The 15,434-nt window shown below is 66.1% G+C and carries 15 protein-coding genes, 1 tRNA gene and 1 other RNA gene; 10 read left to right on the top strand and 7 right to left on the bottom strand.

All coding sequences use genetic code 11. The features are described 5' to 3' along the window. Positions 1 to 82 precede the first annotated feature (82 nt). The gene (locus DFR52_RS14225) at positions 83 to 841 is read left to right on the top strand and encodes a 3-deoxy-manno-octulosonate cytidylyltransferase (RefSeq protein ID WP_110032612.1); all 759 of its coding nucleotides are present in this window, start codon (positions 83 to 85) and stop codon (positions 839 to 841) included. A 40-nt stretch (positions 842 to 881) separates the two neighbouring features. Then, positions 882 to 1,760, top strand: a complete 879-nt coding sequence (locus tag DFR52_RS14220) for a prephenate dehydratase (RefSeq protein WP_110032611.1) — start codon at positions 882 to 884, stop codon at positions 1,758 to 1,760. Between the two features lie 16 nt (positions 1,761 to 1,776). Here DFR52_RS14220 and nudC read toward each other — a convergent pair whose 3' ends face one another. Both nudC and DFR52_RS14210 read right to left on the bottom strand, forming a co-directional pair. Further along, positions 1,777 to 2,736 carry an NAD(+) diphosphatase gene (nudC, locus tag DFR52_RS14215; RefSeq protein WP_110032610.1) on the bottom strand — a complete coding sequence of 320 codons (960 nt, stop codon included), beginning with the start codon at positions 2,734 to 2,736 and terminating at the stop codon, positions 1,777 to 1,779. Positions 2,737 to 2,740: 4 nt separating this feature from the next. Next, positions 2,741 to 3,145: an HIT domain-containing protein gene (locus tag DFR52_RS14210; protein ID WP_110032609.1), complete on the bottom strand. Its 405-nt coding sequence runs from the start codon at positions 3,143 to 3,145 to the stop codon at positions 2,741 to 2,743. Between the two features lie 94 nt (positions 3,146 to 3,239). On the opposite strand from DFR52_RS14210, the gene ffs reads away from it, so the two are divergent. The 8 genes from ffs (at position 3,240) to DFR52_RS14170 (ending at position 10,423) form a co-directional block, all read left to right on the top strand. Further along, positions 3,240 to 3,336, top strand: an RNA gene (gene ffs, locus DFR52_RS14205) — signal recognition particle sRNA small type. Between the two features lie 108 nt (positions 3,337 to 3,444). After that, positions 3,445 to 5,295, top strand: a complete 1,851-nt coding sequence (locus tag DFR52_RS14200) for a DNA polymerase III subunit gamma/tau (RefSeq protein ID WP_110032608.1) — start codon at positions 3,445 to 3,447, stop codon at positions 5,293 to 5,295. Positions 5,296 to 5,356: 61 nt separating this feature from the next. Beyond that, positions 5,357 to 5,680, top strand: a complete 324-nt coding sequence (locus DFR52_RS14195) for a YbaB/EbfC family nucleoid-associated protein (RefSeq protein ID WP_110032607.1) — start codon at positions 5,357 to 5,359, stop codon at positions 5,678 to 5,680. A 38-nt stretch (positions 5,681 to 5,718) separates the two neighbouring features. After that, positions 5,719 to 6,333, top strand: a complete 615-nt coding sequence (locus DFR52_RS14190; protein ID WP_110032606.1) for a LysE family translocator — start codon at positions 5,719 to 5,721, stop codon at positions 6,331 to 6,333. A gap of 182 nt (positions 6,334 to 6,515) precedes the next feature. Further along, a complete protein-coding gene (recR, locus tag DFR52_RS14185) occupies positions 6,516 to 7,121 on the top strand; it encodes a recombination mediator RecR (protein ID WP_110032605.1) in 606 nt (201 codons plus the stop codon). Between the two features lie 176 nt (positions 7,122 to 7,297). Beyond that, the gene (locus DFR52_RS14180; RefSeq protein ID WP_110032604.1) at positions 7,298 to 8,416 is read left to right on the top strand and encodes a DegT/DnrJ/EryC1/StrS family aminotransferase; all 1,119 of its coding nucleotides are present in this window, start codon (positions 7,298 to 7,300) and stop codon (positions 8,414 to 8,416) included. Positions 8,417 to 8,587: 171 nt separating this feature from the next. Continuing rightward, entirely contained in the window at positions 8,588 to 9,022 is a 435-nt protein-coding gene (locus tag DFR52_RS14175) for a pyridoxamine 5'-phosphate oxidase family protein (RefSeq protein ID WP_110032603.1), read from the top strand. A gap of 123 nt (positions 9,023 to 9,145) precedes the next feature. After that, complete coding sequence (locus tag DFR52_RS14170; protein WP_110032602.1) at positions 9,146 to 10,423, top strand: lytic murein transglycosylase; 1,278 nt, start codon at positions 9,146 to 9,148, stop codon at positions 10,421 to 10,423. 131 nt (positions 10,424 to 10,554) lie between these two features. On the opposite strand, the gene DFR52_RS14165 is transcribed toward DFR52_RS14170, so the two are convergent. The 5 genes from DFR52_RS14165 to DFR52_RS14145 all read right to left on the bottom strand — a co-directional run bounded on the left by DFR52_RS14165 (position 10,555) and on the right by DFR52_RS14145 (position 15,394). Further along, positions 10,555 to 10,630 (bottom strand) — tRNA-Ala (locus DFR52_RS14165). Positions 10,631 to 10,703: 73 nt separating this feature from the next. Then, the gene (locus DFR52_RS14160; RefSeq protein ID WP_110032601.1) at positions 10,704 to 12,251 is read right to left on the bottom strand and encodes a malonate--CoA ligase; all 1,548 of its coding nucleotides are present in this window, start codon (positions 12,249 to 12,251) and stop codon (positions 10,704 to 10,706) included. Then, positions 12,241 to 13,587, bottom strand: coding sequence for a malonyl-CoA decarboxylase (locus DFR52_RS14155; RefSeq protein WP_110032600.1), 1,347 nt, complete (start codon positions 13,585 to 13,587; stop codon positions 12,241 to 12,243). The genes DFR52_RS14160 and DFR52_RS14155 overlap by 11 nt, the downstream gene beginning before the upstream one ends. Continuing rightward, positions 13,584 to 14,900, bottom strand: coding sequence for a TRAP transporter large permease (locus tag DFR52_RS14150; RefSeq protein WP_110032599.1), 1,317 nt, complete (start codon positions 14,898 to 14,900; stop codon positions 13,584 to 13,586). Before DFR52_RS14150 ends, DFR52_RS14155 begins: the two co-directional genes overlap by 4 nt. Then, positions 14,897 to 15,394, bottom strand: coding sequence for a TRAP transporter small permease subunit (locus DFR52_RS14145; RefSeq protein ID WP_110032598.1), 498 nt, complete (start codon positions 15,392 to 15,394; stop codon positions 14,897 to 14,899). Before DFR52_RS14145 ends, DFR52_RS14150 begins: the two co-directional genes overlap by 4 nt. Positions 15,395 to 15,434: the final 40 nt, after the last annotated feature.

Raw genomic sequence — 15,434 nt, 5'->3', positions numbered from 1 at the left:
GTCTTTTGCGTATCTGTTGCAACACTGTTTGTGAATGGTCGGGGTGAGACGTTTTGCCACCGACACACAGGAATCGGAACCCATGAACACCGCCAGCAATGCCAGCCGGACTCTGCTGCTCGTCCCGGCGCGAATGGCGTCAACCAGGCTCCCGGGCAAGCCGCTGGCTCTCATCGGCGGCGTGCCGATGATCGTCCATGTCGCCCGCCGCGCCGCCGAGGCGGGGATCGGCCGCGTCGCCGTGGCGACCGATGCCGCCGAGATCCTGGAAGCGGTCGAGGCGGCGGGCTTCGAGGCGGTGATGACCCGTTCCGACCACCAGTCAGGTTCCGACCGCATCCATGAAGCGCTGCTCAAGCTCGATCCGGAAGGCCGCATCGAGACTGTGGTCAATGTGCAGGGAGACATTCCCGCCATCGAGCCGGAAACCATTCGCCGCGCCGTCGTCCCGCTTTCCGACCCGGACGTCGATATCGCCACCGTGGCGGTGGTCATCGACAACGAGGACGACAAGGCCAATCCGTCCATCGTCAAGGTTATCGGCTCGCCGCGCGGCCCCGATCTGCTCAGGGCGCTGTACTTCACCCGCGTCACGGCGCCCTGGGGCGAGGGGCCGCTCTACCATCACATCGGTCTCTACGCCTATCGCCGCGCGGCGCTCGAGCGCTTCGTCGCGCTGCCGCCATCCACGCTGGAGCGGCGTGAGTCGCTGGAGCAGCTGCGGGCGCTGGAGAACGGCATGCGCATCGATGTGGCCATCGTTGACTCGGTTCCTCTCGGTGTCGATACTCCCGCCGATCTGGAGCGGGCCCGCCGCCTGCTCGCCGATCGTGGCCTTTGAGCCTGCGCCCGTGCAGGCCTGTGATACGGAAAGCCGAAAAATGACCGCTAAGACCAACCGCATCGCCTTCCAGGGCGATTTCGGCGCCAACTCCGACATGGCCTGCCGCGACATGTTCCCCGATATGGAGCCGCTGCCCTGCCCGACCTTCGAGGATGCGTTCAACGCGCTCGAGCAGGGCGAGGCGGATCTGGCGATGATCCCGATCGAGAACACCATCGCGGGCCGGGTCGCCGACATTCATCACCTGCTGCCTGATTCGAGGCTGCACATCATCGGCGAGTATTTCATGCCGATCCATTTCCAGCTGATGGTGTTGCCGGGCGTGACGATGGACGAGATCCGCACCGTTCACAGCCACATTCATGCGCTCGGCCAGTGCCGCAAGGTGGTCCGCGCCCACGGCTGGAAGCCGGTCGTCGCCGGCGATACCGCCGGTGCGGCCCGGCTCGTCTCCGAGCGCGGCGACCGCAGCATGGCGGCGCTGGCGCCGCGGCTGGCGAGCGGGCTTTACGGCCTCGATATCCTGGCCGAGAACGTCGAGGACACCGAGACCAACGTCACCCGCTTCGTGGTGCTGTCGCGCGAAGAGAAGGTTCCGCCGCTGCCCGCCGAGGGCGAGGTGGTGGTGACCACCTTCGTCTTCCGGGTGCGCAACATTCCGGCCGCGCTCTACAAGGCGATGGGCGGCTTTGCCACCAACGGCGTCAACATGACCAAGCTCGAGAGCTACCAGCTCGGCGGCAAGTTCTTCGCCACCCAGTTCTATGCCGACATCCAGGGCCATCCCGAGGATCCGGCTGTGGCACGGGCCATGGAGGAACTGGGATTCTTCTCGCGCGAGATCAACATACTCGGCGTCTATCCGGCCCATCCGTTCCGGCTTGCGGAAAACAGCGCCATCGACGACGAGAGCTGAGCACCCGCGGCGGTGCTCAGCGCGTCCAGTCGAGCCAGTCGCGCATCAGCCGGTTGGCGATGGCGCCGGGCGGCGGCGTCGACGTGGTCTCGCCCTCGTTCCGGCCGATCATTGCCGCCGTCTCGGCCCGGTCGAACCAGCGGCAGTCCTCGAGTTCCTGGGTGTCGCGGTTGATGTCGAAACTCCTGGCTTCGGCATAGACGCCGATCATCAGCGAATGCGGCATCGGCCAAGGCTGGCTGGCGTGGTAGCGCACCCGGCCGATGGCGATGCCGGATTCTTCCAGGGTCTCGCGCCGCACCGCGTCCTCGATGGTTTCGCCCGGCTCGATGAAGCCTGCCAGGCAGGAATACATGCCCTCGGGGAAATGCGGGCTGCGCCCGAGCAGGCAGCGGTCATTGGCCTCGTCCACCGCCAGCATGATGGCCACCGGATCGGTGCGCGGAAAGACCGTGTGATTGCAAGCCGTGCAGCGCCGCCTGTAGCCGCCGGCCTCGGCCGCCATTCCGTTGCCGCAGCGGCCGCAGAACCGGTTGCCGAGCGCCCATGCCGTCAGGCTGTTGGCCTGCGCATAGGCGCCGAGCGTCGGCCCGTCCATCAGATCCTGGCGGTAGACCGACCTGGTGTCGATGGCTTTCAGGCTGGCAGGCAGATCATCGGGCAAGACGCCAATGGGCATGGCGATCCGGGGGGCGCCCTCAAGGGTCCAGCCCAGCAGCACGGCATTGGCGTGGTCCGGGGCCAGCGCCTCGATCATGGCGCGGTCCAGCAGCCCGTCCGGCTGCCCGCCGTCGATCCGCATGGCAAGTCGGCCCTCGGTGATGGCGAAATACCGGGCCGAGGGGTCATCGAGCGCCAGCGCCACCGCGGCATCGTCCCGGTGCTCGGACCTGCGGTCGAGCCGGTTGTGCGAAAAGGCGACGAGTGAACTGGCCTCGCCATGCGGGGCGTTGTGGTCAAACAGCGAAAATGTCATGGAATCAAAGCGCCTCAAGCAGTCTGTCAATGAAGGTGGCCCGTGCGTCCGGGTGCCAGGGCACGGCGGCTCCCTGGCCCCACACCGGTCCTGGCCAGCCATGGTCGCCCTCGGACCGACCGACCACATGAAGATGGAACTGCCGGACATTGTTGCCGAGCGCGCCGAAGTTGATCTTGAGGCAGCCGCTGCTCTCCTTCATCGCCTTGGCGGCAATGCCGGTCTCGAAGGTCAGCATGGTCTGATCGAGCGGCGTCATGTCGAAGATCTCGGTGATCCCGTCGCGCTGCGGCACCAGAATGAGCCAGGGCCAGCGGCTGTCGTCGATCAGTCGCAGCTGGCACAGGCCGAGCTTGATGACCAGGCGGCTGTCGTGCTCCAGCTGCGGATGAAGTGTGAAGTCGGCCATGGCGGCAGTCTCGCTGATGATGGGCCCGACATATCTAGCAGTTTTTTTTGCGCTTGGCTTGCTTTTGCCGAGTCGATTGACGATATGTGGCTCGGGAGGTTGGTGGTGGACGAGCCACTCGCCAACCGGGTCAGGTCCGGAAGGAAGCAGCCCCAACGAGCCCGGCACGGGTCACCGTGCCAGCCTCCCACCCGTCCTGTCGACCGGCCAGCGCATTCTGTCATTGACGGAGTCCTGCCGGCGCGGGACACTCCCTGTAGCGGCAGCCGACTGCCGGGCGAAAGGGCATTGCAAGGCGCATGAACGAACTGACCGGCACGACAGCGACAAACGATGGATCGGCCGGCTACCGCGTGCTGGCCCGCAAATACCGTCCCCTCGATTTTTCCGATCTCGTCGGCCAGGAGCCGATGGTGCGCACGCTGACCAACGCGTTTGCAACGGGCCGGATTGCCCAGGCCTGGATGCTCACCGGAGTGCGCGGCGTCGGCAAGACGACGACGGCCCGCATTCTAGCCCGCGCCCTCAACTACAAGACCGCCGCCATCGACAAGCCGTCGGTTGACCTTTCCGAACTCGGCGAGCATTGCCAGGCGATCATGGATGGCCGCGACGTCGACGTCATCGAGATGGACGCCGCCTCGCACACCGGCATCGACGACATCCGCGAAATCATCGAGCAGGTGCGCTACCGTCCGGTCTCCGCGCGCTACAAGGTCTACATCATCGACGAGGTCCACATGCTCTCGACCCAGGCCTTCAACGGCCTGCTCAAGACGCTCGAGGAGCCGCCGGCGCATGTGAAGTTCATCTTCGCCACCACCGAGATCCGCAAGGTCCCGATCACGGTGCTGTCGCGCTGCCAGCGCTTCGATCTGCGCCGCATCGATGCCGGCGAGCTGGTGGGCCTCTATTCGCGCATCGCCGACAAGGAGGGCATCAGCGTCGATCCGGAAGCGCTGGCGATGATCGCGCGCGCCGCCGAGGGCTCCGCCCGCGACGGCCTGTCGCTGCTTGATCAGGCCATTGCCCATGGCGGCGGCGCGGTCGATGCCGAAACCGTGCGCGGCATGCTTGGTCTCGCCGACCGTTCCCGCATCGTCGAACTGTTCGGGCAGATGATGAACGGCGATGTGGCCGGCGCGCTCGCCAGCTACCGCAACCAGTATGATCTGGGCGCCAGCCCGGCCGTGGTGTTGACCGATCTTGCCGATTTCACGCATCTCGTCACCCGGCTGAAATTCGTCCCCGAGGCGGCCCGGGATCCGTCCCTGACCGAGACCGAGCGTCTCAGGGGGGTGGAGTTCGCCGCCGGCCTGGCCACGCCGATCCTCTCGCGCGTCTGGCAGATGCTGCTCAAGGGCATTCCGGAGACCGAGACATCGAATCGCCCGGCGGCGGCGGCCGAAATGGTCCTCATCCGCATCGCGCACGCCGCCAGCCTGCCTTCGCCGGAAGAGACCGCCCGAATGATCCAGTCCGGCGACGCCCTGCCGCGCGTCGGAGCAGGCCCGGCCGCGCCCCATGGCGGCGGCAATGGCGGCGGGGCACCCATGCAGCGGCTGGCGGTCGGCGAGCGCGGCCAGCCCGCCGGTTCCTCCGGCCCGACCATGCATCTGGCCCATTCCGCCGAGCCCCTGCCTGAGATCGTCGCCCGCATGGCCGAGGCGGCCCAGCCCGAGCCCGAGATCGAGGACGTGCCGGTGCGCTCGCTTGAGGATCTGGTGGCGCTGGCCGAGAAGCACCGCGACATCGCCGCCAAGGTGCAGATCCGCACCATGGTTCGGCTGGTGCGCATCGAGCCCGGGCGGCTGGAGATAAACCTCACCCCCGACGGCAATCCGAGTCTCCCCGGCGAACTGATCAAGAAACTCAAGGACTGGACCGGCGCCAAGTGGACGGTGGCGCTTAGCCGCGATCCCGGCCATCCGACGATCGCCGAGCGGGAGACCAGCCGCCGCGACGCGCTGGTCAGCGACGCCCGCCAGGACCCCGATGTCGCCGCCATCCTCGCCCAGTTTCCCGGCGCCCGAATCACCGACGTGCGCATCGCGGTCGACGAGCACGACCTGAAGGACGACGGCATCGCCGAATCGGCCGATGGCGACATTCTTCCCGCCGTCGACGGCGAAGACGATTCCGATCTGTGAAGCGCACGCTTCAGCATTCCGACAACCACCAGAGCATTAGACCAGACCAAAGGAGACGCCGATGAAGGACATCATGGGCATGATGGGCAAGATCAAGGACCTGCAGGGCAAGATGGAACGCATGCAGGAGGAGATTGCCGCAATGGAGATCGAGGGCACCTCCGGCGGGGGCCTTGTCACCGTACGGCTGACGGGGAAGGGCGAGATGCGCGGGCTGTCCATCGATCCGTCGCTGTTCAAGGAGGACGATGTCGAGATCCTCGAGGACCTTATCGTCACCGCGCACAATGCCGCCAAGGCCAAGGCCGAGGCGGAGGTTGCCGAGCGCACCAGGGACCTGACGGCCGGCCTGCCGATTCCGCCTGGCATGAAACTCCCGTTCTGATACGGTCATACAGGCTGCATTGAACAGGGGGCTCCCTCGTGACGCTTGCTTCGCTGCTGATTTTTGCCGGTGCACTCGTCATCGCCGCCGGCTCGCCCGGCCCGAGTGTCGCGGCGCTGGTCGCGCGCGTGTTGACGCGCGGCTATCGCGATGTCCTTCCGTTTCTCTCGGCCATGTGGATCGGGGAGGCCCTGTGGCTGTCGCTGGCCGTTGCAGGACTCTCGACCGTCGCCGAACGCTTCACCTTTCTCTTCCTGGTCATCAAATGGCTGGGTGTGATCTACCTGCTCGTCCTCGCATGGAAGATGTGGAACGCACCGGTGCGATCCTCGGAGGAGGCGCTGCCCGAGACCCATTCTCCGCTGAAGCTGTTCCTGGCCGGGATGTCGGTTACCCTCGGCAACCCCAAGATCATGCTCTTCTACGTGGCGCTGCTGCCGACGATCATCGATCTCGCCAATGTCACTTTTCTTGGGTGGGCGGAGCTGGCCCTCACCATGGTTGTCGTGCTCGCCGTCGTCGACCTGAGCTGGGTGTTCCTGGCCGCAAAGGCCCGGATGCTCCTGAGAAGCTCGCGGGCTATGCGGGCGGCCAACCGCACGAGCGCGGGGCTGATGGCCGGCGCGGCCGCGGCAATTGCCGCCCGATCCTGACGCCGGGCGCGCGGTGGCCTCGCCTCGCGCCGGCGGCTCATTCGCAATCCCGCGCGGGAACGACCTCGGCCGATATCCGCCGTCGCCTGCTCTGCCTGCCGGCCGATCACCCGGGCCGAATTAAATCCCTGGCTCCGTGTTCGGCGATTCCGTTTCCGGGCGATATCGGCTAGAAGCGGCCCATGGCAAAGCGAGTCACCGGTCCCGAGATTGAAAAGCTGATCCAGCTGCTGGCGCGCGTGCCGGGCCTCGGGCCGCGCTCGGCCCGGCGCGCCGCTTTGCATCTGATCAAGAAGAAGGACCAGTTGCTGGGTCCGCTGGCGCTGGCCATGAGCGAGGCCAACGACAAGGTCCGCATCTGCTCGACCTGCGGCAACGCCGACACCTCCGATCCCTGCACCATCTGCACCGATCCCACCCGCGACCAGTCGGTCATCATCGTCGTCGAGGATGTCGCCGACCTCTGGGCGCTGGAGCGGGCCGCGGCTATGAACGCCGCCTACCATGTGCTTGGCGGCACGCTTTCGCCGCTCGACGGCGTGGGGCCGGACGATCTGGCGATCGCCGGGCTGGTCAACCGGGTGGCGGCCGGCGGGGTCAAGGAAATCCTCATCGCTGTCAATGCCACCGTCGAGGGCCAGACCACGGCGCACTACATCACCGACCAGTTGGCCGGCTTCGACCTGCGCATCACCCGGCTTGCACACGGAGTCCCCGTCGGCGGCGAGCTGGACTATCTGGACGAGGGCACGCTCGCCGCCGCGATCCGCTCGCGCACCGCCTTCTGAGACGCCCTGCGGCCTGCAGCGGCGGCGCTGCGCGAGGCCGCTCACGCTGCGACACAATTCGCGCCAAAAAGTGCTTTCGGCGTTCCGGAGAGGCGCTTGCCATGCCGGGTTCGGCGATGATAGCTGGTCGCCATGCTGATCCCTCTGCGGGTCCGTGCGACATTCAGGGGAATGAGATGGTTCAATTCATTGATTTGAAGACTCAATATGCGCGGCTGAAGTCGAGCATCGATGCAAATATTGCCGAAGTCCTCGATGGCGGCCAGTATATTCTCGGACCGGCGGTGACCCGGTTCGAATCCGAGTTGTCCGACTATCTCAACGTCAAGCATACGATCAGCGTCTCCAGCGGAACGGATGCCATCTTCATGCCCCTGCTGGCGATGGAACTGACGCCCGCCGATGCAGTCTTCGTGCCGAGCTTCACTTACACCGCCACGGCCGAGGCGATCCTCCTCGCCCACGCCACCCCGGTCTTCGTCGATGTCGATCCCGCCACCTTCAACATCGACCCGGAAAGCCTGCGCGAGCAGATCGCGGCGGTACGCAGGGACGGCAAGCTGACGCCGCGGGCGCTCATCGCCGTCGACCTGTTCGGCCAGCCGGCCGACTACCATGCGCTCAATGCCATCGCCCGCGCCGAGGGCCTGTTCGTCATCGGCGACGCGGCCCAGTCGATCGGCGGCAAGTCCGGCAATGCGATGATCGGGTCGCTCACTGATTGCACCGCCACCAGCTTCTACCCGTCCAAGCCGCTCGGCTGCTACGGCGACGGCGGCGCCATCATGACCGACGACGACAAGCTTGCCGACGTCATGCGCTCGGTGCGCGCCCACGGCCAGGGCAGCCATCGCTACGACGTCGTCCGCGTCGGTATCAACGGCCGCATGGATTCGATCCAGGCAGCCGTGCTTTCGGCCAAGCTCGAGGTGTTCGAGGACGAACTGGTGGCGCGCGAACGCGTCGCCCGCATCTACGATGAGCGGCTGGCTTCCGTCGTGACGGTGCCGGCGCGGGTGGAGAATTCACGCTCCGCCTGGGCACAGTACACGATCCAGGCCGACGACCGCGACGGGCTGCAGAAATCGCTCGCCGCCCGGCAGATCCCCTCGATGATCTTCTACGCCTGCCCGATGCACCTGCAGCCGGCCTATGAGATGCACGGCGGCGGCAGGGGCTCGCTGCCGGTCAGCGAACTGATGAGCGCCCGCGTTCTCAGCCTGCCGATGAACCCCTATCTCGGCGACGACGAGGTCCACGCCATCTGCGACGGCATTCTCGCGCATTTCGGCTGAGACGCGCGGGAACCGGCCGCAACGGCCCCGCCACTCAGGGGTGGCCGTCGTCCCGTCGGCTTGATGTGCCGGGCATCGCCACGGGAACTTCGGTGCGGTTGCGACGTTGCAGCAGTCCGGACGCTGTCGTCCGCGAATGCCGGCATATGCCGGCTGCAACAGGAGACTTCCATGGCCGAGATGACCCTGACCGACCTGTCGGAAGCAATGAGCGATATTGATTTCGCCATGCTTTCGACCCGCGCGCCGGACGGCGCCATCACCGCCCGTCCGATGAGCAACAACGGCGACGTCGAGTATGACGGTGATTCGTTCTTCTTCACCTCCGAGGACACCGAGATGGTGACGCACATCGCCGGCGACCGGCAGGTGGGGCTCACCTTTACCGGCTCCAAGGGCCTGCTCGGCAAGCCGCCGATTTTCATTGCCATCACCGGCAAGGCGGAGCTGATCCGCGACAAGGCCGAGTTCGAGGCCCACTGGGTCGAGGATCTTGAGCGCTGGTTCGAGGACGGTGTCGACACCCCCGGCCTGGTGCTGATCAAGGTTCACGCCGATGTCGTGCACTACTGGGACGGCGAGGACGAGGGCGAAGTCGACGTCTGATCGTCGACCGCAGTGCGCCGGCTCTCGGCAATTTCAAACGCCGTTTGCGCAGTTGGCCGCAAACGGCGTTTGCCTGTGACGCCACCCACTTGGGCGGCCGCTGGCGATGGTCTAGGCTGGGCCATGATTCGATTCCGACTGTGCCCCCGGCTCCTCCGCAGCGTCCTTGCTCTGCTCATCATTCTCTCTCTTGCGCCGCTGGCGCCGCAACCGGCGCGCGCCGCCCCCAGCCGCGCATCGGTTGAGGCCCAGTTCGCCCGTTGGCTGGAAGCCGATCTCTGGCCCGAGGCCAGCCGCAAGGGCATCCCGCGCAAGTCCTTCGATCTCGCCACCTCGGGCCTCAGGCTCAACTGGGACCTGCCGGACCTGGCGCCGCCCGGATTTCCCGCGCCCAAGACCCGAAAGCAGAGCCAGGCCGAATTCCGCAGCCCGGGCGCCTATTTCAACGACAAGAGCCTCGCCGGTCTGGCCGCCTCCGGCCGCACGCTGGCCAGGACCCACGCGGCGACGCTGTCGCGCGTCGAGCGCACCTACGGCGTCCCAGGTCCGATCGTGCTGGCGATCTGGGGCCGCGAGTCCGGCTATGGTCGGGCGAAGATCCCCGAATCGGCGATCGAGGTTCTGGCCACCAAGGCCTTCATGTCGACGCGGCCGGAGCTGTTCCGCACCGAGCTGCTGGCGGCCCTCGAGATCATCGACCGCGGCTACATCGCGCCTGAGGCGATGAAGAGCTCCTGGGCCGGCGCCATGGGCCAGTCGCAGTTCCTGCCCTCGAGCTATCTCGAGCACGCGGTCGATTTCGACGGCGACGGCCGACGCGACATCTGGAATTCGGTGCCCGACACGCTGGCTTCGATCGCCAATTACCTCAGAAGGTCGGGCTGGGTGCCCGGCCGCGACTGGGGCTTCGAGGCGGTGATTCCCGAGGGTGTGACCTGCGCGCTCGAAGGTCCCGACCGCGCCCGCCCGATCAGCGCGCTCACCGATCTCGGCATCATCCGCATCTCCGGCCGCGCCTTTCCCGAGGGCGAGCGCCGTGCGCCCGGCATGGTGCTGGTGCCCGCGGGCGTCTACGGGCCGGAATTCGTCGTCACGCCGAATTTCTACGCCATCAAGGAGTACAACAACTCCGACCTCTACGCGCTCTTCATCGGCAACCTCGCCGACCGCATCGCCCATGGGGTGGGCCCCTTCGTCACGCCGTGGAAGGAGTCCGGCACCATGCTGCGCTCCGACATTGCCGGGTTGCAGTCGATGCTGGAGACGAAGGGCTACGATGTCGGCGGCGCCGACGGCCTGCCCGGCTACAAGACCCGCCGCTCGATCGGCGAATGGCAGGCGAAAAATGGCATGAAGCCCACCTGCTTTCCGACGCCGGATCTGCTCCGGGCGGTGAAGTAGGTCCGGCCGTGCCGCGCCCGCCGGCGGGGTGGCCTGTCTTCGAGCTCTGACCGAATCGTCGAATGCGTCCGGAGCCGGCTTGAGGTCAGGCCAGCCGGAGGCCGGGTGGTCCGGGTGTCGAAGGGATCAATTGGTGGAGTCGATCGGGATCGAACCGACGACCTCGTCATTGCGAACGACGCGCTCTCCCAACTGAGCTACGACCCCACCTGGCTCAAATAGGTAATCCCGCCGGGGCGCTTGCGCAAGATGGGGCCGGCGACATTTGCGAGATGGCGCCTCAGCCCTTGAGCAGATCCCTGTAGGTCTCGCGCAGCAGGTTCTTCTGCACCTTGCCCATGGTGTTGCGCGGCAGTTCATCCACCACCACGATGCGCTTGGGCTGCTTGAAGCGGGCGATCTTCGGCCTGATTGAATCCAGCACCGCGGCCTCGTCGAGCAGCGCTCCCGGCCGGGGGACCAGCACGGCGACGACGCCTTCGCCGAAATCGGCATGCGGCACGCCGATGACGGCGGATTCGAGCACGCCCTGCTCCTCGTCGAGCAAGAGCTCAAGCTCCTTGGGATAGATGTTGTAGCCCCCGGAGATGATCAGGTCCTTGGAGCGGCCGACGATCTGCACATAGCCGTCCGGATCGATCACCCCGACGTCGCCGGTGATGAAGAAGCCGTCGTCGCGGAACTCCTCTTTCGTCTTCTCCGGCATCTGCCAGTAGCCGGCGAACACATTGGGTCCCTTGACCTCGATGATGCCGATCTCGCCCTGCGGCAGCACATGGCCGTCTTCGGCGGCGACGATGCGCAGCTCCACGCCGGGCAGCGGGAAGCCCACCGTGCCGGCCTTGCGCTCGCCGTCATAGGGGTTGGAGGTGTTCATGTTGGTCTCGGTCATGCCGTAGCGTTCGAGAATGCGGTGGCCGGTGCGCTGCTCGAAGAGCACATGGGTCTCGGCCAGCAGCGGGGCGCTGCCGGAAACGAAGAGCCGCATGTGGCCCACCAGCTCGCGGTCGAAGGCCGGCTCGTCGACCAGCCGGGTGTAGAAGGTCGGCACGCCCATCATCGCGGTGGCGTCGGCGATGTTGGCGATGACCGCCTCGGCGCTGAAACCTGGCAGGAAGATCATCGAGGCACCGGCGCCGAGCACCACATTGGTGGCGACGAACAGGCCGTGGGTGTGGAAGATCGGCAGCGCGTGCAGGAGCACGTCGTCCTTCGTGAAGCGCCAGACATCCACCAGCGTCTCGGCGTTGGACAACAGATTGGCATGCGTGAGCATGGCGCCCTTCGAGCGCCCGGTGGTGCCGGAGGTGTAGAGGATGGCGGCAAGGTCCTCGGCGGCGCGGTCGACGCTGTCGAATGCGGCGGGCGCCGCCAGGCCAGCGTCATTGAGCGACCCGCCGCTGATCTCGTGGGTCTGCCAGACGCCCATGGTCTCAAGCCGGATGCCGAGCCGGTCGGTGAGGGCTTCGTAGTCGGTCCGCTTCTTCGGGTCGCAGACGAAGACGCGCGGCGAGGCATTGTCGAGGAAATACTCGATCTCGGCCGGCGTGTAGCCGGTGTTGAGCGGCAGGAAGACGGCGCCGGCGCGAACCACGGCGAGATAGAGCATGATCGCCTCGATCGACTTCGGCACCTGCACGGCGACGCGGTCGCCGGGCTTGACGCCGAGGCCGGAGAGCACATTGGCAAAGCGGCCCGAGACGTCCTCGACATCGCCGTAGCTGTAGCGGCGGCCGTCATCGGGCAGGGTGGCAAACAATGCGTTGCGGCCCTCCGGGGTGGCGAGCTTGTCGGCCAGCAGGCCGTCGAAGAGAAAGTTACGCGCCATTTTTCGCTTTCCTGCTGTTGCTGTTTGCGGCCGCCGCATCGGCCAGCGCCCTGACCTCTCGGGAGGTGAAGACCGTATGGTTCTCGGCAAATCCCTCGTGGAACTGGCTGATCTTCTTGAGGTCGTAGAGATAGTTGACCATCAGCCCGCAGGATTGGCGCACTCCGTTGGGCGACAGGTCGGCGGCGGCATGGATGTCATGGATCATCGCGCCGTTGCCGAGATGAAAGCGCGCCACGGGATCGAGCGGCATGCCGTGGCGGTCCTTCTGGTTGACCAGATAGTCCGCAGCCTGCCGCCGCAGCCACGGCGCCTGGTCCCTGAGCCCGGCGAGGTCGCCGGTTTCGATGGCGGATTCGACGGCGGCCTCGAGGTCGCCCCCCCCGGCGGCACCCGCCTGGGCGGCGTGCGACTGGCGCAGCCAGCGATTGAGCCCCGGAATCGGCGACAGGGTGACGAAGGTGGTGATCGACTTCACCTCGGCGCGCAGATCCTCGACCACCTGCTTGATCAGCGAATTGCCGAAGGAGACGCCGCGCAGGCCGGTCTGGCAGTTGGAAATCGAGTAGAACACCGCCGTGTCCGCGCTCTCCGGATTGAGGATCTCGCGGTTCTCCGCCAGGATCGCCTGCACCGAATTGGGGACGCCCCTGACCAGCGCCACCTCGACGAAGATCAGCGGATCATCGGGCATCGCCGGATGGAAGAAGGCATAGCAGCGCCGGTCGGCCGGCTCGACCCGGCGGCGCAGGTCGTCCCAGTCGTCGATCGCGTGGACCGCTTCGTACTTGATGATCTTTTCGAGAATGTTGGCCGGGCTCTGCCAGTGGATGCGCCTCGGCAGCAGGAAGCCGCGGTTGAACCAGGATCCGAACAGGTGCTGGAAATCGAGATCGGTGCGTCCGAAGGAGGGATGGTCCTTGAGCAGCCGGAGCAGCCTGGAGCGCATCTTGACCAGTTCGCCGGTGGCGCCCTGCACCCGGTTGATGCGGCGGAGCAGTTCCTGGCGCTTCGGCTCGGCGGCCGCCACCAGGCTCGCGAAGGTCTCCGGCGACCGCTCTGCCTGATAGGACGCCGCCAGCGTCTGCAGCCGCCCGGTGTCGATGTCCATGTGCTCGGTGAGATAGTTGAAGAATTCGATCTCGCCGTCCGGCGTGAGCTCGCTGAACCGGGTGAGGATCTGGCGACCCATATTGTCGCCGGAGACCTCTCCCTGGCTGGCGATGAGGTCCTCGCACAGTTCGGTGATGGAGCGTCCGTCCCCCTTGGCGCGGGCGAAGTCCGTCCGTTCGAACAGGGTCGACAGCAGGTCGTAGAAAAACCCCGAACGGTTCACAATGCGGCTCCCATGACCAGTGACGGCAGGAAGGTGGCGATCTGCGGAAAGATGCACAAGAGCACGATGGCGAGAACCATGCACATCACATAGGGCAGCGAGCCGCGCAGGATGGTGCCGAGCGAAATGTCCGGCGCGATCGAGTTGATGACGTAGAGATTGAGGCCGACGGGTGGGGTGATCAGGCCGATTTCCATGTTGATGGTGAGGATCACCGCGAACCAGTAGGGATCGAAACCGGCGCTGAGGATGATCGGCAGCAGGATCGGCGCCGTCATCAGGATGACGGCGACCGGCGGCAGGAAGAAGCCGGCCACCAGCAGGAAGAGGTTGATGATCGCCATCAACACCCAGCGGTTGACGTCGAGATCGGAGATCCAGCCGGCGATGCTCTGGGTGACGAAGGTCGACGACAGCGTGAAGGCGAACAGCTCGGAGGCGGCGATGATCATCATGATCATCACCGATTCCTTGGTCGAATCGCGGAACATGGAGATGAACGGCCGGACCGAGAACATCTTGTAGACCACGACCACCAGCACCAGGCAGAACAGCGCGCCGACGCCGGCGGCCTCCGACGGGGTGGCGACCCCGCCATAGAGCACGAACAGGATGCCGGCGATGATGGCCAGGAACGGCAGCACGCGCGGCAGGATCTCGAGCTTCTCCCGCAGCGAGTAATGCCGGGTCACGTCCGACAGCGTCAGCCCGCTGCGCCAGCAGGAATACAGCGTCCACAGCATGAAGATCGCCGTCAGCATCAGACCGGGGATCACGCCGGCGAGGAACAGCCGTCCGATCGAGGTTTCCGTCGAGATGCCGTAGACGATCATGGTCAGCGAGGGCGGGATCAGGATGCCGAGCGTGCCGCCGGCGGCGATGGACCCCGCCGAGATCTCGTCGGGATAGCCGCGCTTGCGCATTTCCGGAATGCCCATCTTGCCGATGGCGGCGCAGGTGGCGGGCGACGAGCCCGAAAGTGCTGCAAACAGCGAGCAGGCGCCGAGATTGGACAGCACCAGGCCGCCCGGAACCCGGTTGAGCCAGCGGTCGAGCGCCTCGTAGAGGTCCTTGCCCGCCGGGCTGTTGGCGACCGCCGAGCCCATCAGGATGAACATCGGGATCGACACCAGCGTGAACGAGTTGAGCCCGGAGAAGAAGGTTTCGCCGAGAATGTCGAGCGAGCGGAAGCCGTCGGTGATCAGCAGCGTCGCGATCGACACCGCGCCGAGCGCGAAGGCGATGGGCATGCCGATGGCGAACAGCCCGATGAGCGCCGCCAGGATCAGGAGGCCGATTTCCATGGGGCTCATGGGCGCGGCCCTCCGGTTGCGGTCCAGCTCTTGTGGATCTCGGCTATGTATTGCAGGCACAGGATGGCGCCGCCGAGCGGCAGCGGCAGCAGCGGAATCCACAGCGGCAGCGCCCAGACCGTGTCGGTGGTCCAGCCCTTGGACAGCGCCTCGTGGAAATAGTGCCAGCCCGACCAGGCCAGCAGCGCGCAGAAGGCAAGGCTGATGCCGGCGGCCAGAACGTCAAGCGCCCGCTTGGCGTTGCCGCCCAGCATGACGGGCAGCAGGTCGACGGAGACATGGCCCTTGTGCATGAGCACATAGGGTGCGCCGATGAAGGTGGACGCGATCATCGCATAGACCACGAACTCGGTCTGCCAGACGGTGGAGGCGCCCAGAAAATAGCGCATGAAGACCATCTGCGAAACGACAAGCGTGGAGGCGGCGATGAGCAGCATGGACGACAGTCCGCACAGCCGTGACAGGGCCTCGACGACGGCGACATAACGTTTCATTCCGGGATTTCCTCGGATCATGGACCGGGCAGCAGGCCCG

Origin of the sequence: Hoeflea marina (assembly GCF_003182275.1) — a bacterium.
In the GTDB taxonomy this organism is placed as follows: domain Bacteria; phylum Pseudomonadota; class Alphaproteobacteria; order Rhizobiales; family Rhizobiaceae; genus Hoeflea; species Hoeflea marina.
The sequence above is the reverse complement of the archived record's forward strand: the minus strand, read 5'-3'. Positions and strand labels throughout refer to the sequence as shown.